We start from the raw sequence: 21,894 nt of genomic DNA on the forward strand, positions 1-21,894 counted from the left end.
GTGAAAATGAAACCGCTTTTCTCCCTGCTGACTGGCGCCCTGCTCGCCGCGGCCGTCATCGGGCTGGGCGCCTGCAGCAAATCGACGCCATCGAAAGACAGCGCCGACGCCACGCCTGCCGCGACCGATCGCGTCGTCATCGGCGTCTATGGCGGCGATTGGGAAAAGAACATTCGCGCGGCAGGCCTGGAGCAGTACGCAAAGGATAATCACCTGAGCGTCGACATCGTTCCGGGCGCCGATGCGGAATGGCTGGCGAAACTGCGCGCGGCCAACGGCAACAAGCCGCCCTACGATATCGTCGTGTTCCAGCCGGACTCGGTACAGCGCGCCAGTGCCGCCGGCCTGCTGCAACCGCTGGACAGCACGCACATCCCGAATCTCGCGCATCTCTACGACTCGGTGCAACAGAAATTCGTCACCGATGGCAAGACCTATGCGGCCGCTTTCAGTCTCGGTCAACTGGGCATCGCGTATCGCACCGACCTCGTGAAGACGCCGCCGACCAGCTGGTTGGATCTGTGGAAGCCGGAATACAAAGGCCACGTGGCGATCTCCTCGCCGACCTATGCCGCCGGCCTGCAGTTCTTCGCCGGCTTGACGCATGCACTCGGTGGCGAGTTGAAGAACGACGCCGATGTCGACAAGACCTTTGCGAAGCTCGCGCAGTTGAAGGATTCGGCGGTGGCTTTCCCGGACAGTCCGGGCGCCATCCAGACCTTGCTCGAACGGGGCGATGCCTGGGTCGTGCCTTATTGGGACGGGCGCGTCTTCGCGCTGAAGAAGACCGGTATGAAGATCGGCTTCGTCTATCCGAGCGACGGCCCGGTGGTGGGCGCCGCGAATTGGGTGATCGCCAAGGGCGCACCGAATATGGCCAACGCCTACAAGCTGGTCGATTTCCTGTCGAGCGCAGCGGTCCAGAAAGCATTCTCGGACAGCTCGCTGTATGGCATGACGAATCGTGACGTGGTCTATAGCGACGAGCTGAAGAACGAAGCGCAGACCGGCGAAGACGCCTATAAGCGCCTGATCTGGATCGACTACAGCGCCGCCACGCCGAAGTTGGCCGACTGGACCAATCGCTGGTCGCAGGCACTGGGTAGCGGCACGGCCAAATGAGCGCAATCGATATACGCGGGATCAGCCGCCAGTTCGGCGAAACACGCGCACTCGACCATGTCGATCTCGGCATCGAGCAAGGCGAGTTCTTCTCGCTGCTCGGACCGAGCGGCTGTGGCAAGACGACATTGCTGAACATTGTCGCGGGCTTTCTGGAGCCGTCGGGCGGCCGCATTTCCATCGGCGGGCGCGATGTGACGGCGCTGCCGGCGCATCGACGCGACATCGGCATGGTGTTTCAGAACTATGCGCTGTTTCCGCATCTGAACGTGTACGAGAACGTCGCGTATGGCTTGCGCGTGCGTAAGCTGGGAAGCGCGGCGATTCGCGAACGCGTCGCGGAAATGCTGGCGCTGGTGCACCTCGATGCCCATGCGCAGAGGATGCCGCATCAGTTGTCGGGCGGCCAGCAACAACGCGTCGCCATCGCACGCGCGTTGGCGATCCGACCGCAAGTCCTGCTGCTCGATGAGCCGCTCTCCAACCTCGACGCAAAGTTGCGCAAGGCGATGCAATCGGAATTGCGCCGGATGCAACGCGAGGTGGGCATTACGACCGTGCTCGTGACGCACGACCAGGAAGAAGCATTGAGCCTTTCCGACCGCATCGGGATTCTGGGTGCCGGGCGGCTGCAGCAGGTCGGCTCGCCGCAGGCGCTGTACCGGCGTCCGGCGAATCGCTTCGTTGCCGAGTTTGTCGGTCAGGCGAATTTGATGGCCACCGTCCCGGGGACGACACCCGGGACCCGACTCGCAAGCGATTACGCGACGCGCGACGGCGCGCCGTTGATCTTGCAAGTGCCGACGGGCATCGACGCCGACGTATTTCTGCTGCGCCCGGAGCGCATCCGCGTGACGGCAATCGGCGCATCGGAGCCGTCCCGTGCATCGGCCGACGCACCGAATCAAGCGATCGCAATCGTCGAGGAAGCGGCCTACACAGGCGCCACGCTGAGTTTGCGCGTGCGACTCGGCGGCGCGGGGCAGTTGCAATTGCAGACACCGGAGCGCGCGTTCGACGTCCTGCCCGCGATCGGTAGCACGCTCGCCTTGCAATGGCACGCCGACGACCTGGTGCCGCTGCCGGAAGCCGGGCGCGAGCGCGCATCGGCTCAGGAGCACGCGGTATGAGCGCAATCGACCTGCGCCGGTTCGTTCGTCCCGGCGCGCCCGGAGGACAGCGTTTCGCCTGGCTGATGCTGACACCCAGCATGGTGTTCCTGTTCGCCTTTCTGTTATTGCCTGCCCTGTTGCTGCTCGTGCTGAGCCTGCACAACGTCGACAGCATGTTGATGGTGTTGCCGACGTACAGCCTGTCGCAATACGTCGCGGTTTTCACGACGTCGGCGTATCTCGACGCGCTGTGGACGACCATCTGGATTGCCGCGTTGACGGCCGGCATCTGCATCCTGCTGGCCTACCCCGCCGCCTGGCTGCTGGTGTCGACGCGCAGCCGTGCGTTGCGCACCTTGCTGTATCTGATCTTGATTTCGCCGTTGCTGACGAGTGTCGTGATCCGGACGTTCGCGTGGATTGTGCTGCTGGCACAGAACGGCTTGATCAATACGACGCTGGTCAAGCTCGGCCTGCTGCACCAACCGCTGGCCCTGCTCTGGAACTTGAAAGCGGTCGTCGTGGCCTATGTCCAGGTGATGCTGCCCTTCGCGGTGCTGCCGCTGGCGACGTCGTTCGGCGAGATCCCGACGTCGTTGACACGGGCGTCCCAGAGCCTGGGTGCCGGTCCGGCCTACACCTTCTTCAAGGTGACGTTGCCGCTGACCTTCCCCGGCATGATGAGCGGCGCCATCATCGTTTTCACGCTGGCGGCGGGAAGCTATATCACACCGCTGCTGATAGGAGGACGGCTCCAGCCGCTGCTGCCGATCACGATTTATCAGCAAGCCTTGCAGATCGCGAACCTGCCGCTTGCGGCGGCGTTGTCGCTGACCTTGCTGGTGTTGACCGCAGCGATCGCGGCCGGCATGAATACGATACAGAAACGCTGGGAGGCGCGCGTCCATGGCCAATGACACCCGCCCTGCGGCAGCGGATGCAGATGGGGCACGCTCGCCTGCGGGCGCCGCACTTTCGCCACGTGCCGCTTTCAGTGTCGGACGCCTGTGCGCGATGCTGGCCGGCTGGCTTGTGTATGGCTTTCTATGCTTGCCGGTACTGGTCATCGTGCTGTCCGCATTCACGCCCGACGCCTATCCAAGCTTTCCGCCCCGCAGCTTGTCCTTGCATTGGTTTCACGCCTTGTTTGCAAACCCGGACTGGCTGCGCGCGCTGGCCGTGAGCGGCTGGCTGCTGCTGATCGTGACCCCGGCCACGGTCGTGCTCGGCACCTCGGCTGCCTATGCGTTGGCACGCCTGCAGTTCCGGGGGCGCGCCGTCCTTCAGGCATTTGTCCTGTCGCCGCTGATCATTCCGCAAGTGGTGCTCGGGATTGCTTTGCTGTATGTGCTGACCGCGGCGGGACTCGGGGGATCGTTGCTCGGGATGGCAGCCGGGCATATCGTCGTGGCGCTGCCGTATGCGGTGCGAACCGTCAGCGTCAGCCTCGCCAGCGTCGATCGTCGTCTGGAATCGGCATCGATGAATCTGGGGGCGAGCCCGGCCACGACCTTTCGCCGCGTGACCTTGCCGCTGATCAAACCGGGCATCGTCGCGGGCGCGGTGTTCGCTGCGGTCACGTCTTTCGGCGAGGTGTCGGTGAGTCTGTTCCTGACCGCTCCCGACACCGTGACGATGCCGGTACGGATCTTCACTTACATCGACCAGACCTTCGATCCGACGGTGAACGCCGTCTCGGCGCTCTTTATCGGCCTGGCGATCGTCGCGCTAGTCATCCTCGAAAAAACCATCGGGCTGACGAAGGCCCTTTGACGGTTGCTGTTGGATGCGTTTGGCGCGTCGTATCGCTCAGGCGCGTTCCGGCGCCTCACGCGCCAGCCGGTTGCTCAGATCGAGGCCATACAACAAGGCTAGAACGGTATCGAGCACCGGCGTACGGATACCGCGTTGCCGCGCCAGCGTCTGGGTCTGACGCACGATCGCGTCCACCTCCATCGGCCGCTGCAAGATCGCGTCCTGCAACATGGACGGCCGCGTATTCGAGCTGGCGGGATACAACACCGCGTCCTCCGCGGTCAAAGCCAAGCCCAGCGCCTGACCGATCTCGATCACCTCGGTACGCAATGCCGACATCAGCGCGCTGATCTGCGGGTCGCCGTTCCGGTCCTGACTCGAGAGCCGTGTCAGTGCCGACACGGTATTGGCCGTCACATTCGTCAACAGCTTGCGCCAGACTTCCAGATGGATGTCGGCATCGTTCCGCACCGGCAGACCCGACTGCGTGAAGAGATCCGTCAAAGCGCGCAGACGCTCGCTGGGGGCCCCGTCGGGGCCGAGGCGCGTCCGGTCAGGCTCGCCCAAAATGAATAGGTTGCTGCCATTGTTGAAGATCGTGCCGTCGTCCAGCACTTCGTTCGGCGAATAGACGACCGCGCCGATCACCCGTTCCGCACCGACCGTGCGCCACAGTGCGCCGTGCGGATCGACGTCCTGCAACGGCCCCGGCTCGGCATCGCGCCCGTAGGTCCACCACCACGGCACGCCATTCAGCAAGAACACCGCGATGCCGTCCGGCTTCAATGCGGCACGTAAGGCCGCCGCATGGTCCGGCACGCTTCCGGCCTTCAGTCCGATGATCAGAATGTCTTGCGGCGGGAGCGTTGCGAGATCGGTATAGACCTGCGTCGAAGTCGGATGCACGGTGAACGTGCCGTCGAGGCCGCGCAGCGTCAGTCCCTGCTCCGCAATCCGCGCGCGTTGACGCTCGCGCACGACCAGTGAGACGTCGGCATGCCCTGCGTGCAACAAGCGCACCGCCACATTACCGCCAACGGCACCCACGCCAAATAAGCCTACTTTCATGCTGTTTCACGCTCCTTCGATTGCGCCGTCATCACATTTGCGATTCGATCGGTCGAATAAGCCATTCGCCGATTTTCTGCAGCATCGGTCGGGCGCGCCATTTCTCCATCGTGCAAGCGGTCGCACCACGCAAGTCGCTCTCCATGACGCGCGTCATTGCCGCACCAAATTCCGGTGAATAAACGTTCAGGCTGGCTTCGTCATTGAGGTTGAAAGATCGCATATCGAAATTCGTCGAACCGACCGATACCATCAGTCCGTCGAGGATCAACATCTTGTTATGCATCATCGTCTTTTCATACTCGTAGATCTCGACGCCAGCGGCCAGCAAGCTGCCCCACTGCCGCTTGGACGCCACGCGGATCAACATCGAGTCCGTGTATCGATCCGGCACCAGCAAGCGGATCTTGACGCCACGACGCGTGGCTTCCACCAGCGCATCGTTCATTAAGCGGTCCGGAATGAAATAGGCGGCTTGCAGATCGATCGTTTTCGTCGCAGCTGCGACCGCCAACAAATACATCAGCTGCATACTGGCGTTGCCACCGGACGGCGAACTGACGAACATGTGCATCTTGCGCGAGCCGGCTGCCGCCAGCGCCGGATAGTATTTGGCGCTGTGCAGCACCCGACCGGTCGTTTTGATCCAGTTGTCCATGAAACCGGCTTGTAGCTGCGCCACTACCGGGCCTTCGATGCGAAAGTGCATATCGCGCCAGTGCTCCGGATCCTGCGCATGGCCCCGCCATTGATCGGCAATGCCCACGCCGCCGGTAAAGCCGATCGTGCCATCGACGACGAGCAATTTTCGATGGGTTCGATTATTGAGACGCGAAACGGTGTACCACTTCAATGGGTGATATTTTTCAACCTCGACACCGGCATCGCGCAACTCGCTGAGCAGTGACTGATCCATCTTGAAACTGCCGGCCCAATCGAGCATCACGTGCACCGCGACGCCGGCGAGCTGCCGCTCCTTCAGCGCATCGGCAAATTCGCGACCGATACTGCCGGACCAGTAGATATACGTCTCGAAGGTGATGCTCTGCTTTGCCGCGCGAATGGCCGCCAGCATCGCCGGAAAAATCTCGTCGCCATTGTGCAGCGCGGTGATCGAATTGCCTTGCAGCATATCGGGACCGAGCATCGCGTCCATTTCCAACTCGAACTGCGGATCCTCGATGGCGTGACAGTGCCCGATGGCGTGACGAACGGCCTTCTCCGGGACCTTGAAATTCACGGCGACCATCACCGCCATCGCGGTCAAAATCGCCGTGGCGGCAATCAGCATCCAGATCATTCTTGCTCTCTTGGGTTCGGCCGGCGCACTATCCCACTGCGCACGAGGACCAATCCAATATAGCGCAAAAACGGTCGGCGCCCTGTCGGCTGCCGGCTTGTGGGGCTTCAGACACCGAGGCTTGCCCCAAACGGCCGCCCGCAGAGGCTTCCGTTTGGCGGTGCATTACACTAAGGCATCGGCACCCCAGCGCCGATCTAACCATTAATGCGCATTCGCGACATGCCGCCACCTTTTCCTGCTGAACAATCGTCCCTGTCCCCTTCATCTCACATTGCGCGGATGATCGAGTCGGGCGAGGCGCATTCCGTACCCGCCGCAGATGGCACGCCCATCCTCTGGCGCCGCTTCGGAAGCGGGACGCCCGTGGTCCTATTGCACGGTGGGCATGGCGACTGGATGCATTGGTTCCGCAATGTCGCGGCGCTCTCGGCCTATCGCGAAGTCTGGATCCCGGACATGCCGAATTTCGGCGACTCCGGCGACTTGCCCGTTTCGTCGTTCGCGCATTTATGTGATGCCACGCTGTCGTCGCTCGACACGCTATTGGGCGCCGGCACAGCGATCGATCTCGTCGGATTTTCATTCGGTGGCATGGTCGCGGCCGCCATCGCGACAAAGCGGCCCGTCACGCGCTTGATACTGGTCGGCAGCGGCGGCCACCGTTCCGTCGGACGCGATCACCCCGCATTATTGAATTGGCATAAAACCGATGATGCCGAGGCGCGCATCACCATGCTCAATGCGAACGTGAGGACCTTCATGTTCCACGACGCGTCCGCGGTCAGCCCACTTATCGAATCGATTTACGCACGGCAATGCCTTCGCACGCGCTTTCGAAGCCGTGGCTCCTGGGGCGGCGCGACGCTTCAGGATTTTCTACAGACAGCGAAAGTCAAAACCCTATTGCTGTGGGGCGACCAGGATGTCACCCTCGCCTCACCGACCGACTATTCGGCGAAACTCCGCGAGGCACATATACGGCACGAACTCGTCCTGGTACCCGGCGCCGGACACTGGCTGCAATGCGAGGCCGCCGAGGCCGCGAACACCGCGTTTATTGCCTTTCTGCAAAATGCGAAAGACTGAAAGCGGTCCGAATCGGTTCAATCCGTTTCTTTTATCTCGCCCTACGAAAAACGCTCGCCTAAGGGGCCCAAAGATCGCTCGGCGTACGTTCGGATCGTGCCGCCGGTGATTCGCGCCGCGCGCAGCACGATATCCGCTCACACGGCATAATACGCACACACCGCCGGGCCGTTCCTGAGCGCCTCCTGGCGCATCGCACGGTCACTGCGCCACCCGCACAAAACATGACGTCCATGAGCCAACCATCCCCTACAGTCTCGACCCCCGTGTCGCGCACCGACGCACCGGCATCGGAAGCGATCCAGGCCGCCTACTTCCAACGGTATCGCGAAGCGGTTCCGACACAGCAATGGAGCGAAACGCTGGGACTGATGCTGGACCATCGTTCGGTGCGCAGTTTTTTGTCGACGCCGCTTGCTGAAGGGACCGTCGAAGCGCTGGTTGCCGCAGCGTCGTCGGCACCGACATCGTCGAACGTGCAGGCGTGGAGCGTCGTTGCCGTCAGCGATGCCGCCACCCGCGCGCAGCTCGCGGAATTGGCAGGCGGACAGAAACATATCGTCGACGCGCCGTTGATTCTGGTCTGGATTGCCGACCTCGCACGCGCAGACGCGATCGGCAAAGCCGCCGGTCAGCCCATGGAAACGCTTGGCCTGGCCGAGACGGGCATCGTTGCCATCGTCGATGCGATCCTCGCCGCGCAAAACGCATTGGTCGCCGCGGAGTCATTAGGCCTGGGGACCGTCTATATCGGCGCCTTGCGCAATGACCCGGCGCGTGTGGCGGCCTTGCTCGGCCTGCCGGCGGGCGCATGGGCCGTTGCCGGCCTCGTCATCGGCCATCCCGATCCGACGGTGGCAACCGCAGTCAAGCCACGGCTGCCGCAGCGCGCCGTCTTGCACCGTGAGCGCTATCATACGGACCAGCAAGCGGCCATCGCCGATCACGATGTCGCCACCGAAGCGTTCCGCGCAGAGCAAGGACTTCCGTCGCAATCATGGACCACGTTGCTCCTCGGTCGGCTTGGCCCGATCTCGGCACTGAAGGGCCGCCATCTATTGCGCGAAACACTCGCCAAGTTAGGCGTGCCGCTGGCGTAAGTGCCATCCCGTAGAACATTACGCCGGCCGGGCACGGCCGGCCGGGTCGACGCGATGGGCCGTTCACGTTGCGGAAAGCGCCGCGCGACAAATCGTGTGTCGTCGCGTGGGAGCCCGTCAGCATTGGCGACGCATCGCCGCCGCAGCCTGGTTCACCGCCGCAACGCGTAAGGCCCGGCGACCGGCATTTGCCGCGACGGCACGCTGCACAACGGCTGCCGGCGCGACAAACGGCGTTCCCGCCTTGAACGGCGGCTGCGGGTCGTATTCGATTTGCAACTGAATCTGCTGCGCGATGTCCTCACCGACTAAATCGGCGGCGACCAGCAATGCCATATCGATCCCAGCCGTAACGCCACCCGACGTATAAATATTGCCGTCAACGGTCAACCGATCGTCACTCGGCGTCGCGCCAAACGCCGACAACAGGTCTCGCGCCTGCCAATGTCCGCCGGAACGACGACCGATAAGCAAGCCGGCCGCCCCCAGCAACAGCGAGCCGGTACATATCCCAAATATATAGCGTGCAGCCGCGGATTTCCGCGCGACGAAATCGACCGTCGCGGCATCCAGAATGGCGTCGTCGATACCGGGACCGCCTGGCACGACGAATAGCGCGTAATCCGCGGCATGCGCAAAATCGGTGTCGGGTTGAATAATCAAGCCGCTATCGGCCCGTACAGGCGCCGTGCTTCGCGCGACGATCTCCACCCGCCAGCCGGGCAGCCGCGCGAGTACTTCGAGGGGCCCCGTCAAATCGAGTTGCGTCATGCCGGGAAGGAGCAATAATCCGGCACAGTGTGAAGGGGATGGCGTCGTCATCGATCGCTCCGTTGGATCAGGAAGAAAAGGCACATCCATTAGACCGCGATCGGTCCTGGCAAAAAAGCCAAAAAAAGCGTAAATTCTGCCAATGACGACATCGCCTCCGACGCCTCGCCACATCGCGATCTTTGTGTACGCTGGCGCCCAGCCCATCGATATTGCGGGTCCGCTGCAGACTTTCGAGACAGCGAACAAGGAAGCGGGCGGCGAGGCGTATCGATGCAGCGTCCTCTCGCAGCATGGCGGCCCCATTCGTCTCGAAGGCGGTCTGACGGTCATGACCGAGACAGCCGCCGACGACTGCGTCATCGACACGCTACTCATTCCGGGTGGCCCTGGGGTGCATCCCGCTCGCCTCGCCCCTGAGATCGTCCTGAATATCGCGCAGCTGGCGCAGCGCGCACAGCGCGTCTGCTCGGTGTGTACCGGCGCCTACCTGTTGGCTCAAGCAGGATTGCTCGATGATCTCGACATTGCCACGCATTGGCGTTCCTGCGCCGCATTGGCGAAGGAGTTTCCGCGCGTTCGCGTCAAGCCGGACCCGATCTGGATTCGGCAAGGACGCATCTGGACGTCAGCGGGGGTCACTGCCGGAATCGATCTGTCTCTCGCCATGGTGGAAAGCGATCTCGGCAGTGCGGTGGCCGCGCGGACCGCGCGTCTGCTCGTCGTCTATATGCGGCGCCCCGGCGGCCAGGAGCAGTTCAGCATGCCATTGGCAATGCAGGCGGCCGATAGTTTCGGCCCGCTATTCGATTGGCTCGATGCGAACCTGCACCGATCGATCAAAGTCGACGATCTCGCCGAGCAGGCCAATATGTCGCCCCGAACGTTCGCGCGCCGTTTTAATGAGAAACTCGGCATGACGCCGGCCAAGGCGATCGAGGGATTGCGCCTGGAGCGCGCCCAGTCCCTGCTGTCGACAACCAGCCTGTCCCTTTCGGAAATTGCGCGCCGAACCGGCTTTGGACGGGAAACGCGCCTGCGGGAAGTCTTCGAGCGCCGCTTGACCTTGGGCCCCTCGCAATGGCGCGCGCGCTTCACCGCAACGGGCTCGGGCGCCCCATCCTGAAATGTTTAAAAAGACCCGACGTGGCGGATTCCGCGGGCGTCGCCTACCGCGCAGGTTGCGCTGCCACTACGTCGTCACCGGGCTTCGAGTCCGCGGCATCGGCGGCGACGTCCCATCCGCCACCGAGCGCCTTATATAAAGCCACCAGATCGGTCGAGACCGTCGCCGTGCTGTCGACCCATTGCTGCTCGCTACTCAGAACGTTTTTCTGTGCTGTCAGGACATCGAGGTAGGTCGTCAGTCCTCGGGCATAGCGTTGATTCGCGATCGCCAATGCACGCTGCGATGCCTGCACGCCGGCGGCGAGCTTGTCGCGCCGACGTTGCTCCGCGCTGAAGCCGGTCAACGCATCGTCGACCTCTTGAAATGCGGACAGCACCGTCTTGCGATAGCTGATGGCCGCTTCCTTCTGCTGGGCATTGCGCATGGCCAGCGTGGCGCGCAAACGCCCGCCTTCGAAGATCGGCAGCGTGATACTGGGTCCTGCGCTATAGCTCCGGGCGCCCCAACTTGCCATATTCGTAAAAGCGGTAGCCTGGATGGCAACACTGCCCGACAACGTGATCTTCGGGAAGAAATCGGCCTTTGCAGCACCGATATTGGCGGTCGCTGCGTGTAATTGCGCTTCCGACTCCCGAATATCGGGACGCCGGCGCAGCAAGTCCGAGGGCACGCCGATCGGCACACGCGGCGGTGTCATCGGTATCGCCGAGGGCTGCCGCAACTGCGCGGCAAGCGTCTGCGGATAATCGCCCAGCAACAAGCCGATCGCATTGATCAACTGCGCTTCCTGCTGTTCGAATTGTGGGATATCGGCGCCAGTGGTTTCCGCCTGGCTTTGCGCATTCGCCACATCCAGGTCCGTTGTCAGACCGTGTTGTGCACGCTCCCGCGTCAACTGCACCGTTTGCTCCGCGAACGCCAGATTCTGACGCGCCAGCGCGAGTTTTTGCTGTGTGCCGCGCAGGTTCAGATAGTCGCGCGCCACTTCGGCTGCCGTCGAAACGATCACGTCGTGGCGCGCCTCGTTCTGTGCGTCGGCCGTGGCCCCCGCGTTTTCCGCCGTGCGCCGTACCCGCCCCCATAGATCGAGTTCCCATGAAGAATCGAATCCATATTGGTACAAATTGAACGGCGGCAATCCGCTCGATGCCGAGCTTTGCGTGGGGACGCCTCCCTGGCGGCCGCCCAAACCATTGGTATCGGTCGCACTCGACGAACCGCTACCGCCAAGCAGACCGATCACGCCGTCGGCACTCTGCAGCTCCCGCGTGTACGACGCGTTGCCATTCAACGTGGGCAGTGCATCGGCTCGCGCTTGCTTGAACTGCGCACGCGATTCCGCCACCCGCTCCGCGGCGACCTGAATGTCGAGGTTGTCATTCATCGCCCGGCTGACCAATGCCGTCAGCAATGGATCATTGAAGCTGTTCCACCATTGCGCGTCCACAGGCTCCGTGACGGGCAGGGAAGCGTCGGCATCCTGACGCGTGGCTTGTCCGGTCCAGGCCGTGGGCGCCTGCACGTCCGGGCGCTTGAAATCGGGGCCCATCGTACAGGCGGACAGCAGGACGAGACACGTCGCCGCAGCCGGGATCAAACGTGTATTAATGGGCATTGCTCTGCGCCCCCTTCGGCATCTTGGGCAGGAAGAAACAGATGGGCGCCAGTACCAGCGACACGGCACCCAACAGAACGAAGACATCGAGATAACTCATGACCGAGGCCTGCGCTTCGAGCGCCGACGCAATCGTGCCGAACGAATTGGCGAATCCGTTATACGGCGTGATGTGCTCGGCCAATCGGGCATGATGAAACTGTTCGCGCCAGGCCAACTCCGTCGTCACGATCGACACGCCGAAACTACCACCGAGATTGCGCATCATATTGATCAACGCCGAGGCATTGTTGTTCTCCTTCGGCGGCACACCGACGAACTGCACGGTGGACAACGGAATAAAGAGAAACGGCAGCCAGATGACCTGATACAGTCGTGATAAGGAAACGTCGGAAAAGCCGACGACCGCATCGATGCCGGATGCATGCAGCAGCGCAAGGCCGGTACCCACCAAAGCCATCATCACGAGCCACTTCGGCTGAACGAAACGCCCCGTGACGATCCCGGCGACCGGCATGACAAACAACGTCATCAAGCCGCCCAGCCCGAGCGTCAAGCCTGCATTGGTCGCGTCATAGCCAAGCAATTCCTGCGTAAATTGCGGCAGGATCTGCGTCGTGCTGTTGATGATGAAGCCGAACGCGAACATGACGGTACAGCTAATCGCAAAGGCGGACGACTTGAACAACCGCAGGTTGACGATCGGTTGCTCCGTCGTCAATTCGCGAATGACCAATAAGATCAACGATATCGCGGAAATCGCCGATAGCGTGCAGATGAAAGTAGAGTCGAAGCCGTCGTCCCGCTCGAATTTGTCGAGCACGATCTGCAGACAGCCGAAACCCACGGCAATCAGAAAGAAGCCGATGTAGTCGATCCGCAATCCTTTGTCGAGCAAGGCCTTTCGTTCCTGCTTCACCAGCTTGCTGTCGCTGACGAACATGCCGGTCAATACCAATGACAACATCCCCACCGGCAGATTGATCAGAAACACCCAGTGCCAGGAAAAATTATCGGTGATCCAACCGCCCAACATCGGGCCGATCGCCGGTGCGGTCACGACGGTGAAACCATACAAGGCAAATGCCATGGCCCGCTTTTCCTGCGGGAAGGTATCGGCGAAGATGCTTTGCTCGACCGGCGCCAGTCCGCCCCCGCCCAATCCTTGTAGCACCCGAAAGACGATCATCATCGTCAATGACGTCGAAAAACCGCAGGCAACCGAACTGACGGTGAAAAGCGCAACGCAGATCATATAGAACCGCTTGCGCCCGATCACATTTGCCAACCAGCCGCTAATCGGCAGGACGATCGCGTTGCTCACCAGATAACTGGTCGTGATATACGTGCTTTGGTCCAGGCTGGCGCCCAAGCCGCCGGCGATATGCCGCAGCGCGACGTTGGCGATCGTCGTGTCGAGGACTTCCATGAAGGTCGCGATCGAAACGATCACCGCGATCAGCCACGGGTTGTACGATCCGGCTGCGGACCGGGGCAAGCTCGCGCTCTCGCTCGCCATGGCTATCGCACCGTCACACGCGGGCTGACCGACAGGCCCGGCGCCAATGACAGATGGCGCCAGTCGTCGTTATCGAAGACGATTTTCACCGGGACGCGCTGCACGACCTTGACGTAGTTCCCCGTCGCGTTTTCCGCCGGCAGGCTGCTGAAGACCGAACCGGTGCCGCGTTGAATACTGTCGATATGCGCGTGCAGATCGACATCGGGATAGGCATCGACAGTGATCTCGACCGGCTGCCCCACGCGCATATTTGTCAGTTGGGTTTCCTTGAAGTTGGCCGTCACCCACATATCGTCCGGCACCACTGCCAGCAATGCCTGCCCCGGCGTCACGTAGTTACCGAGATTGACGGTCCGCCGCGTGACCTTGCCCGGCTGCGGCGCGCGTATCTCGCTATAGCTCAACTGAAGCTTCGCATTGTCGACGTCGGCCTGATACTGACGAACCTGCGCCAGCGCCGCATCGATCTTCGTTTTCTGCGATGCGACCTGTGCCTCGCCGGCTTTTACGGCGTCATTAGCGCTGTCGAGGCGCGCGACCGCACTCTTGGTGCTGGCTTGGCTTTGCTCGAGTTGCTGACGCGTGATCGCGGCCGGATCGGTCCCGGTATAGCGCGCCAGATCCTGGCGTGCCTGCGTCAGATCCGCCTGCGATACGCGCACTTGCGCCGCCTGCTGCGAAAGCGTCGCCGTCTGGTAAACGAGATCCGCCCGGGCTTGGGCAACTTGCGCCTCGGCGTTTGCTTCCTGCGCCTCCGCTTGCTCCAGCTTGACCTGATAGTCCCGCTGATCGATCCGCAGCAGCGGCTGCCCTTTTTCGACATGCTGGTTATCGGCAACCAGCAGTTCGACCACGCGGCCGCTGATCTGCGACGCGATCTGACTCTGATTGCTGTCGATAAAGGCGTCGTCCGTCGTCTCGTAATGCCGACTGTGGAGCCAATACAGCACGCAGGCCACCACGAGTACCAGCACCACAACCCCGCCGATGATTGCATTTCGACGTTTGCGTTCCGGGCTCATCGGCGCAGCCGGCTTCTGTCCGTCGTCTTGCTTGTGTCCCTCGCCGTGCGCGTCGTCGGCGTTGTTGCTATGCTGGGATTCCGCCTCGTCTGCGCTGTCACTACCGGCCATCGCCATCTCCAAATAGGTTTTCAGGATATTCTACAATGAAACGAAACGGTTTCGTTTCATTCTGGAAATCTGCGATAATTCATCCGAACCGAATTTTTGAGAAATGTCGTGGTGCGCCCCAATCGTTTATCTGTCGATCCCGAAACCGTCTCGACTTCGCCCTGCCCGCTGAAGTCGATGTTTTCGCGAAAGGCGGGACGCCCGTCCAATGCGATGGCGGGCGATGTAGAGGAGCGTATTTTCGACGCCGCCACCGTCATTTTTCTGAGAAACGGCTTTGGCGGGGCATCGCTCGATCGCATTGCCGAGGCGGCCGGCGCGAGTAAGGCGACCGTCTATAGCCGTTTCAGTGGCAAGGAAGCGCTCTTCTCCGAGGTGGTACGGCGGAACTGCGAGCGATGCCTGCAGATGGCCTACCATCGTCAGCACGGCGTCTCGCTCGCCGAGCAGCTTATTTCGGTAACGCAGGCGATCGTTACCCGCCTCCTCAGTGACGAAGTGCTCGGTTTGATACGTATGGTGATGGCCGAAGCGCCACGCTTCCCGTCCTTGGCGAAACTCACGCGCAATGCCGGCCGCGCGCAGGCGATTCAAGGCGTCGCCTGGATGATCGTCGAGCATGCCGCATCGGTTGGCCTCGGCGCGCTACCCGCTACGGAAGGGCACGCAGCGCATGCGCTTGCCACCCAAGTGCTCGATGCGGTGGTCTCGCCGATGCTGATGCGCGCATTGATGCACGAGGACGTCGATGTGGTGCGGGGGGACGTCTCACGGCACGTAGAGCGGACCATCGGCACCTATGCCGCGGCCGGTGCGTTGGACGATTTCTGAGCGGCGCCTTCACGCTAGCAAAACGAAAAAAAGCGAAGTGACGCAATATCGTCACTTCGCTTTTTTCAATGCGCTAAACCGTACGCCAGCTTATATGCGTTCGCATTAGCCGGCCGGTTCTTTACCAGCACTCCCGCCACTTCTGCTCTGTTTCCGCGGTGTACAAAGCCCGACCTACCGCGATGAGTACCGACAGATCCATACCCTGCAATCGCGTCGCATTTTCGGCGATCCATTTCGCCAAATCGTGCGATGTGCCACTGGGCTGTTGGGTAAGAGGTTCCGCGTCATTGCGAAATCGCTTGCTGATGTGTACGTCGTCCATTGTTCTCTCTGGCAGTCAGTCGCGTCGAGGTCCCAACGCGAGGGGAAGGGTTGATACAGCACTGATATATCGGCTTGCACACACGTTAACGGAGAGTTTGACTATTCCTTTAGGGGATTTCTTTGGTATTTTTGGACGAAAAACTGGGAAATTGAGCGCATTTCAGTAAATATGACCGACTATTTCCCGCTATCAGTAGAAATTGTCTGGTCATTCATCAGTTGAAACCGTGCTGAGTCATCAACGTTCAGGCAAGCGAGGTCACGCTACCGCGACGGGGTGATGACACAAGCAAATGCGGATCAGCATGCGGATGTGCCCATTCGCGCACAAGCGCCCGCCGCCCTCACCCTCGCGCCACGAAAACTCAACTAGTCATCTATATCTTTTTGAAATAAGTGTTTTCCCTTATTCAACGTATTTGCATCACGCATTTGGAAAAATATAATTTCCACGATTTTTTTGCAGTACATAAACGTTTGATTAAATTTTCTCCGGATAGCGCCGCTATATCAGCAGATCGGCCTCGCACGGACTACAACGTGCCTGCTATTCCCTTCATTTCTTTCATCGAGAAACGGTGTGTTTAATAATCTGTCTGTCAGAACTGCGTTGACGTTGGCGACCGGCGTCTTCGTCGCGCTGGTGCTCCTTGTCGGGGGCGTCGCCTACACCTCTTTGGCATCGGGAAACGCCGCGCTGGCCTCGATGTATGCGAACGACCTCACGGCGAGCAATGCCCTTTCCGAGACGACGGGTCTGCTATTGCGCTGCCGTTCCGCAAAGAATCGCTACGTGTCGTTGGTCATGTCAAATAACGAAGACGGTGCGGCAAAGCAATTGACGCTCGCCGGCACCTTCTGCGCGCAATCCCAAAAAGCGTGGGACGCCTTCTCCTCGGTGCCGGTCGACGCCGGCACCCAGAGTCTGCTGGACGACGCGAAAAGCAAACACCAAGCCATGATGGACAAGGGCATCATGCCCGAGTTCGACGCGTTGAAAGCGAAGGATTTCGACGGTTATGACAAGATCCAATTGCAATTCAGCAGCCCGTTGTACGGTGCATTCGATGCATTGGTAAAGCCTCTGTCCGAGTACACGGCTCAGCGCGCCAAACAACGTTACGACGATTCGCAGCGTCGCGCACGCAATGTCAATATCCTGCTGCTCGCCAGTGCACTGATCGCCGTCATCATCGGTTTCATCGTGCGACGGGTGCTGTCGACGACTGTCGTAGACCCGGTGAATCGGATGATCGTCGACTTCGATCGTATCTCGAAAGGCGATCTGGCGAAGCCGGTCGTGCCGCAAGGCACGAATGAGATCGGGCAACTGCAGGCCGCGCTGCAGCATATGCAGGTAGAGCTTGCGTCGACGGTCCGCGACATCCGCTCGTCGACGGAATCGATCTCGGTGGCTTCAGGCGAGATCGCTTCGGGCAATATGGACCTGTCGAGCCGAACGGAACAACAGGCTGCCTCCTTGCAGGAAACGGCTGCCAGCATGGAGGAGCTGTCCGGCACCGTGCGTCAAAATGCCGACAATGCCCGGCAAGCCAGCACATTGGCCCTGTCCGCATCGGAACTGGCGCTGAAGGGCGACGTCGTGGTACGCGATGTCATCAAGACAATGCAGGAAATCAACGATCGATCCGGCAAGATCGCCGACATCATCACGATCATCGAAGGTATTGCCTTCCAGACCAATATCCTCGCATTGAACGCTGCCGTGGAAGCCGCACGTGCGGGGGAAGAAGGTCGCGGATTCGCGGTGGTCGCAGGCGAAGTGCGGACGCTGGCGCAACGCTCCTCATCGGCGGCGAAAGAAATCAAGACGTTGATCGACGCCTCGGTCGATCGCGTTCAGGCCGGTACCCAACTGGTTGGCGAAGCGGGTGCGACGATGAACGACGTCAAGACGGCCGTGCGACGCGTCACCGACATCATGGGAGAAATTTCAACGGCGACCGACGAGCAGAGCAACGGTATCGAACAGATTTCGCATGCCGTGCAACAGATGGACGGCGTCACGCAACAAAACGCTGCCCTGGTAGAAGAAGCGGCGGCCGCCGCGCAATCACTGGAACAGCAGGCTAGCCATCTGCGCCAGGCAGTAGCCATCTTCCAGCTCTAAGCCCGCATAACGAAGCCAGTTCGCAAAGTCAGGCCGCGCTACCGCTTGCAACACGCGCTAGCGGTAGCGCAGGCCCGCGCCGACGCCGTTGCGCATCGCAAGGGACCGATCGGCACAGAAAACCGATGAGACTGCAGTGCCAACGCATCTTACGTATCGCGTATCGCGCGTTCGCATGCACACGCATGCGGTGAATCGACACCCCCTATGATTGACTCACCTTCAAACGATATAAATGCCAGGACGGCGGCAGGCGCGTTTGCTTTCATGGTTTCAACGCATTTATAGGACGGTGTCATGCAAATAGGAATTCTCACCAGCCCACGCGATGCGTCTGAACACTTCAATGTCGATGCTGCAGACAATCCCAAACCGTCTCTAGATCGCTATCTTCCTGAGCACCATCTACACTATATCGACATCCGAAATAGCGACTTCGAGATGGCCATGAAAGCAGTGTCGCAAAAGAACTTCGATGTCGTTGTGAATCTCTGTGACGGCGGCAATGACGAGCACATCCCGGGCATAGAGGTCGTTCGTTATCTGGAAAACGCCACAATCGCTTTTACCGGTGCTGCTTCCGCGTTCTATGACCCTACGCGAGAAGAAATGAAGCAGGCCGCCGCGAACGCGGGCGTTGCAACGCCCCGCTCCCTCGCGGTCCATTCGATGACGGAGATCACGCATCCCGTTTTATCGACACTCGCTTATCCGCTCATCGTCAAGCACCCCCACAGTTACAACAGCATCGGACTCACACGGGCTTCCCGCGTAGTCGATGACGTGAGTATGCGCCTTGAGCTAGATCGGATGATCAGTGCGTTTGGCGGTGCCTTGATTGAGGAATTCATCGACGGTCGGGAATTCACAGTGTTGGTAACCGAGCCGCGTTTGGGCGAGGATCTTCCATGGGTATTCACCCCGCATGAAGTGGGTTTTCCCATCGGCGAGACGTTTAAACATTTCGATCTAAAGTGGAAGCACTATGCCGATATGACGTTGCGCCCGATTGCGGATGAGACCTTATCCGGAAAATTGAAGGATGCCTCCATCGCGATCTTCCAACACCTTAACGGCAATGGCTATGCACGCCTCGATTTCCGAATGAATGCAATGTCCGATCTGATCTTCCTGGAAATAAACCCAAACTGCACGATATTCATGCCGACGTCGGAAAGCTTCGGCTGCGCAGACACGATTCTGGCCCACGACGGCGCACACCAGAGTTTCGCTCGCCATATCCTCGATAGAGCATGCGCAAGGTCAATCATGTAAGCGAACGGGGTCCATCTGCACCGTCGTCCAAATACTTCGCATAGGATGCCTTATTTTTTTCGATAGTGCACAGCTTCGGCATCTTCGTACGGATTCAACCTAATACGATTTAGGCATACAGGATGACACCATGCATGTAGGAATTCTATTCAGTGGGCAAGATCCTTCGGAACACGTCACCTTGCATGACAGTGACGATGCGGAACACGATCTTAAGTGGAAGGACTGCGCGGAGATGTCGCTGTTTCCAGTCGAAGATCAGACACTATCGAAAAGGCTTCAGCTTGCCTCGATCGGAATTTTCCAGCAACTTTCAGGTACAGGCTACGCCCGCCTCGACTTCCGATTGAACCTACTATCGGTGCTATTTTTCCTGGAGACTAATCCTAATTGTTCGATTTTCATGCCGACCCCGGAAAGTTACGGTAGCGCCGATACCATTCTCATCAACGATCGTTCTCTCCCGGCATTTGTCCATCACATCCTCGAGAGAGCACGGACCAGATCAATCGGCTGAAATGGCTGACTTGATAGCTACCAGCGCACCGAACCGCCAGCGCCGAACATTTTCTTCACTGATCCAATAACCGCTTGGAGCTTGATTTTGAAAATAGCGATCGTCTACGATTCAGCGCATTACCCGACACCCGTCGACTTTCGCGACGCGCGTGCCGATACATCGCGCTTCCTGCGGGAACACTATGATGTCACTTTCATGGGTACGTCTCTCGCCACACTACACGACGACCTTTGTGACATTGCACAAAAGAACGTCGACAGCGTAGTCAACCTGTGCCCCATTTCCCCACCCGACCGTTCTCTTGGTCGGATGGTGCAACAAGCGTTGAAGTCCTTAGCGCTTCCATTTACCGGTGCGGATTGCCAAACCGGCCTGCTGCACGGTTCCGCGTTACGGATGGTTGCGCATTCCGCAGGGCTCGCCATCCCTAGATTCACTATTATCGACACGCTCGAGGATCTCGATACCCGCGTCGGCTTTCTAGACGCGCCCTTTCGCGTTACCTCGTTGCCACGGCTCGACACCATGCCGGGTGCCAGCGTGTCAGCGAATAACGGCAAAGTGCTCACGGAGCGGATAGCCCATTTATTACGTCCGGGCATTAACACCCTGCTCGTCGAAGAGACAAAGACTGGCCGTATCTTCGATGTTGCTGTCGTCGGGAAGTGGGGAAAAGAACGGGTAGCGAAAGCCCTTTTGCCGCACGAATATAGCAATGCAATCGACGCACAGTCGAGTCTCACAAAAAGCGCGCACGTTGATGATCTCGCGATCGCGCGACTCCAGGAGGCGGCCGTTACCCTCTTCCAAGCGATACCGGAGAGCGGTTACCTCCTCTGTAAGTTGCAACTCGGTGAACAGGGCGACGTCTCATTATTAGACGTATCTTTCAACGCCGACATCTTCAAGACGGAATCAAACGACCAAGGATCTATCTGGGATAACTGTCAGCGTCCGGTAGACGACATGTGCGGCGTCCTCGTCGGTCAAATCGAACTCGCCGTGGAACGGCATCGCAAGACCAAAAATGCGTATGAAGTGCGATTCGATCCCACGCATGGATTCGGCCTGCACGCGGCAATCGACATCTCCGAAGGCGTCGTTGTCGTGCCGGGCGAGAGTCTGAGCCTACGGCTAATCAGCAATGCGGTCGTCGAGCACGAATGGACGCAAGCCAATCGTGACGTCTTCAACCGATATTGCTGGCCGGTGAATGCCGGCGTATCGGCATATTGGTCCGACAACCCCGCCGATTGGAAGCCGCTCAATCACTCTTGCGATCCAAACACCGTATTGACTGGACTCGATCAGGTCGCAAGACGGAACATCACGCGCGGCGAAGCGATCACCTTGGATTATGCGACGTTCTGTGGACCGACAATGACGCCATTCACGTGTTTGTGCGCGACACCCTCGTGTCGTGTCACCGTGACCGGAACCGACTACCGGCTTGCTTCGCTTCAGGATACCTATAGAGACCATTTCAGCGCGCACTTGCGCGCGTTGATAAAAGCAGAAACCGATCACAACCCGTTTTCGATTCGGCGTACGCGCTACGGCGGCGGCTTGATTGCAGGCAAGGCCTGGCATAAAGATGACATTCTTGCACAGCTGAACTGGACCGATGCAGTCGATGCGCCTACCCGTTGGACGGTTCAGCTCGGGCCGCGGAAGCATGCGGAACTTCTGCCGCCAATTCTCTCGTGGAGCAACCATTCCTGTGATCCCAATATCGCAATGGATATCGGTGCCAACGTTGTCCGTGCACTACGTGACATCGCAAACGGCGACGATCTGGTTTGGTTTTATCCTAGCACCGAATGGAAAATGATCGAGTCGTTTCAATGTGAATGCGGTACGAAAAGCTGCCTCGGCCTGATCGATGGCGCGGAAACACTGGCCGCCGAGGTGCTTAGCCGCTACCGGCTTTCACCCAACGTCGAAGCGCATATCAGAGCGCGAGAAAAGGACACGGTCGAGGAACTGGTTTAAAGCGCCTACGTCATCTGGCACATATCTAAAGCACTTTCGTTTGCTTAGAATTCCAAAGGCCTTCCAACATAATGCCTGATGGGATCTTTCATATCATCGCTA

At 59.8% G+C, this 21,894-nt stretch carries 18 protein-coding genes; 12 read left to right on the forward strand and 6 right to left on the reverse strand.

What is annotated here, in order from left to right:
• Positions 1-6: 6 nt before the first annotated feature.
• From ABEG21_RS14885 to ABEG21_RS14900, 4 genes are read left to right on the forward strand one after another with little or no spacing between them, the layout of a single operon-like run.
• Positions 7-1,122, forward strand: coding sequence for an ABC transporter substrate-binding protein (locus ABEG21_RS14885; protein WP_347557423.1), 1,116 nt, complete (start codon positions 7-9; stop codon positions 1,120-1,122).
• The gene (locus tag ABEG21_RS14890) at positions 1,119-2,252 is read left to right on the forward strand and encodes an ABC transporter ATP-binding protein (protein WP_347557424.1); all 1,134 of its coding nucleotides are present in this window, start codon (positions 1,119-1,121) and stop codon (positions 2,250-2,252) included. The genes ABEG21_RS14885 and ABEG21_RS14890 overlap by 4 nt, the downstream gene beginning before the upstream one ends.
• Positions 2,249-3,151 (forward strand): ABC transporter permease, encoded by a 903-nt coding sequence (locus ABEG21_RS14895; RefSeq protein ID WP_347557425.1) that lies wholly within the window; start codon positions 2,249-2,251, stop codon positions 3,149-3,151. The genes ABEG21_RS14890 and ABEG21_RS14895 overlap by 4 nt, the downstream gene beginning before the upstream one ends.
• Positions 3,141-4,007: an ABC transporter permease gene (locus ABEG21_RS14900; protein ID WP_347557426.1), complete on the forward strand. Its 867-nt coding sequence runs from the start codon at positions 3,141-3,143 to the stop codon at positions 4,005-4,007. The genes ABEG21_RS14895 and ABEG21_RS14900 overlap by 11 nt, the downstream gene beginning before the upstream one ends.
• Before the next feature lie 36 nt (positions 4,008-4,043).
• On the opposite strand, the gene ABEG21_RS14905 is transcribed toward ABEG21_RS14900, so the two are convergent.
• Positions 4,044-5,057 carry a 2-dehydropantoate 2-reductase gene (locus tag ABEG21_RS14905; protein ID WP_347557427.1) on the reverse strand — a complete coding sequence of 338 codons (1,014 nt, stop codon included), beginning with the start codon at positions 5,055-5,057 and terminating at the stop codon, positions 4,044-4,046.
• Between the two features lie 31 nt (positions 5,058-5,088).
• Positions 5,089-6,357 carry a phospholipase D-like domain-containing protein gene (locus ABEG21_RS14910; protein WP_347557428.1) on the reverse strand — a complete coding sequence of 423 codons (1,269 nt, stop codon included), beginning with the start codon at positions 6,355-6,357 and terminating at the stop codon, positions 5,089-5,091.
• Positions 6,358-6,579: 222 nt separating this feature from the next.
• Between ABEG21_RS14910 and ABEG21_RS14915 the strand changes: the two genes are divergently transcribed.
• Complete coding sequence (locus tag ABEG21_RS14915; protein ID WP_347557429.1) at positions 6,580-7,446, forward strand: alpha/beta fold hydrolase; 867 nt, start codon at positions 6,580-6,582, stop codon at positions 7,444-7,446.
• Between the two features lie 233 nt (positions 7,447-7,679).
• Complete coding sequence (locus tag ABEG21_RS14920) at positions 7,680-8,546, forward strand: NADPH-dependent oxidoreductase (protein ID WP_347557430.1); 867 nt, start codon at positions 7,680-7,682, stop codon at positions 8,544-8,546.
• A gap of 117 nt (positions 8,547-8,663) precedes the next feature.
• Here the strand turns inward: ABEG21_RS14920 and ABEG21_RS14925 are convergent, their stop codons facing one another.
• Positions 8,664-9,368, reverse strand: coding sequence for a DJ-1/PfpI family protein (locus tag ABEG21_RS14925; RefSeq protein WP_347557431.1), 705 nt, complete (start codon positions 9,366-9,368; stop codon positions 8,664-8,666).
• Positions 9,369-9,459: 91 nt separating this feature from the next.
• Between ABEG21_RS14925 and ABEG21_RS14930 the strand changes: the two genes are divergently transcribed.
• On the forward strand, positions 9,460-10,443 hold the full coding sequence (locus ABEG21_RS14930; protein WP_347557432.1) for a helix-turn-helix domain-containing protein: 984 nt from the start codon (positions 9,460-9,462) through the stop codon (positions 10,441-10,443).
• Positions 10,444-10,486: 43 nt separating this feature from the next.
• On the opposite strand, the gene ABEG21_RS14935 is transcribed toward ABEG21_RS14930, so the two are convergent.
• Genes ABEG21_RS14935 through ABEG21_RS14945 form a run of 3 tightly spaced genes read right to left on the reverse strand, consistent with a single transcriptional unit; the run spans position 10,487 to position 14,716 of the window.
• Positions 10,487-12,061 carry an efflux transporter outer membrane subunit gene (locus tag ABEG21_RS14935; protein ID WP_347557433.1) on the reverse strand — a complete coding sequence of 525 codons (1,575 nt, stop codon included), beginning with the start codon at positions 12,059-12,061 and terminating at the stop codon, positions 10,487-10,489.
• Positions 12,051-13,580 (reverse strand): DHA2 family efflux MFS transporter permease subunit, encoded by a 1,530-nt coding sequence (locus ABEG21_RS14940; RefSeq protein ID WP_347557434.1) that lies wholly within the window; start codon positions 13,578-13,580, stop codon positions 12,051-12,053. Before ABEG21_RS14940 ends, ABEG21_RS14935 begins: the two co-directional genes overlap by 11 nt.
• A 2-nt stretch (positions 13,581-13,582) precedes the next feature.
• Positions 13,583-14,716, reverse strand: coding sequence for an HlyD family secretion protein (locus ABEG21_RS14945; RefSeq protein ID WP_347557435.1), 1,134 nt, complete (start codon positions 14,714-14,716; stop codon positions 13,583-13,585).
• A gap of 177 nt (positions 14,717-14,893) precedes the next feature.
• On the opposite strand from ABEG21_RS14945, the gene ABEG21_RS14950 reads away from it, so the two are divergent.
• The 5 genes from ABEG21_RS14950 (at position 14,894) to ABEG21_RS14970 (ending at position 21,792) form a co-directional block, all read left to right on the forward strand.
• Complete coding sequence (locus tag ABEG21_RS14950) at positions 14,894-15,547, forward strand: TetR/AcrR family transcriptional regulator (protein ID WP_347557436.1); 654 nt, start codon at positions 14,894-14,896, stop codon at positions 15,545-15,547.
• Between the two features lie 907 nt (positions 15,548-16,454).
• Positions 16,455-18,005, forward strand: coding sequence for a methyl-accepting chemotaxis protein (locus ABEG21_RS14955; RefSeq protein ID WP_347557437.1), 1,551 nt, complete (start codon positions 16,455-16,457; stop codon positions 18,003-18,005).
• Positions 18,006-18,302: 297 nt separating this feature from the next.
• Positions 18,303-19,280 (forward strand): hypothetical protein, encoded by a 978-nt coding sequence (locus ABEG21_RS14960; protein WP_347557438.1) that lies wholly within the window; start codon positions 18,303-18,305, stop codon positions 19,278-19,280.
• Positions 19,281-19,410: 130 nt separating this feature from the next.
• Positions 19,411-19,797 carry a hypothetical protein gene (locus tag ABEG21_RS14965; protein ID WP_347557439.1) on the forward strand — a complete coding sequence of 129 codons (387 nt, stop codon included), beginning with the start codon at positions 19,411-19,413 and terminating at the stop codon, positions 19,795-19,797.
• A gap of 87 nt (positions 19,798-19,884) precedes the next feature.
• Positions 19,885-21,792 (forward strand): SET domain-containing protein-lysine N-methyltransferase, encoded by a 1,908-nt coding sequence (locus ABEG21_RS14970; RefSeq protein ID WP_347557440.1) that lies wholly within the window; start codon positions 19,885-19,887, stop codon positions 21,790-21,792.
• Positions 21,793-21,894 lie beyond the last annotated feature (102 nt).

It is taken from the genome of Robbsia sp. KACC 23696, assembly GCF_039852015.1.
GTDB lineage: Bacteria > Pseudomonadota > Gammaproteobacteria > Burkholderiales > Burkholderiaceae > Robbsia.

Excerpts from the sequence above, each read along its gene's own strand:
- ABEG21_RS14885 (WP_347557423.1), top strand. The coding sequence starts at position 7 with ATGAAACCGCTTTTCTCCCTGCTGACTGGCGCCCTGCTCGCCGCGGCC.
- ABEG21_RS14890 (WP_347557424.1), top strand. The coding sequence starts at position 1,119 with ATGAGCGCAATCGATATACGCGGGATCAGCCGCCAGTTCGGCGAAACA.
- ABEG21_RS14895 (WP_347557425.1), top strand. The coding sequence starts at position 2,249 with ATGAGCGCAATCGACCTGCGCCGGTTCGTTCGTCCCGGCGCGCCCGGA.
- ABEG21_RS14900 (WP_347557426.1), top strand. The coding sequence starts at position 3,141 with ATGGCCAATGACACCCGCCCTGCGGCAGCGGATGCAGATGGGGCACGC.
- ABEG21_RS14905 (WP_347557427.1), bottom strand. The coding sequence starts at position 5,057 with ATGAAAGTAGGCTTATTTGGCGTGGGTGCCGTTGGCGGTAATGTGGCG.
- ABEG21_RS14910 (WP_347557428.1), bottom strand. The coding sequence starts at position 6,357 with ATGATCTGGATGCTGATTGCCGCCACGGCGATTTTGACCGCGATGGCG.
- ABEG21_RS14915 (WP_347557429.1), top strand. The coding sequence starts at position 6,580 with ATGCCGCCACCTTTTCCTGCTGAACAATCGTCCCTGTCCCCTTCATCT.
- ABEG21_RS14920 (WP_347557430.1), top strand. The coding sequence starts at position 7,680 with ATGAGCCAACCATCCCCTACAGTCTCGACCCCCGTGTCGCGCACCGAC.
- ABEG21_RS14925 (WP_347557431.1), bottom strand. The coding sequence starts at position 9,368 with ATGACGACGCCATCCCCTTCACACTGTGCCGGATTATTGCTCCTTCCC.
- ABEG21_RS14930 (WP_347557432.1), top strand. The coding sequence starts at position 9,460 with ATGACGACATCGCCTCCGACGCCTCGCCACATCGCGATCTTTGTGTAC.
- ABEG21_RS14935 (WP_347557433.1), bottom strand. The coding sequence starts at position 12,061 with ATGCCCATTAATACACGTTTGATCCCGGCTGCGGCGACGTGTCTCGTC.
- ABEG21_RS14940 (WP_347557434.1), bottom strand. The coding sequence starts at position 13,580 with ATGGCGAGCGAGAGCGCGAGCTTGCCCCGGTCCGCAGCCGGATCGTAC.
- ABEG21_RS14945 (WP_347557435.1), bottom strand. The coding sequence starts at position 14,716 with ATGGCCGGTAGTGACAGCGCAGACGAGGCGGAATCCCAGCATAGCAAC.
- ABEG21_RS14950 (WP_347557436.1), top strand. The coding sequence starts at position 14,894 with ATGTTTTCGCGAAAGGCGGGACGCCCGTCCAATGCGATGGCGGGCGAT.
- ABEG21_RS14960 (WP_347557438.1), top strand. The coding sequence starts at position 18,303 with ATGCAAATAGGAATTCTCACCAGCCCACGCGATGCGTCTGAACACTTC.
- ABEG21_RS14965 (WP_347557439.1), top strand. The coding sequence starts at position 19,411 with ATGCATGTAGGAATTCTATTCAGTGGGCAAGATCCTTCGGAACACGTC.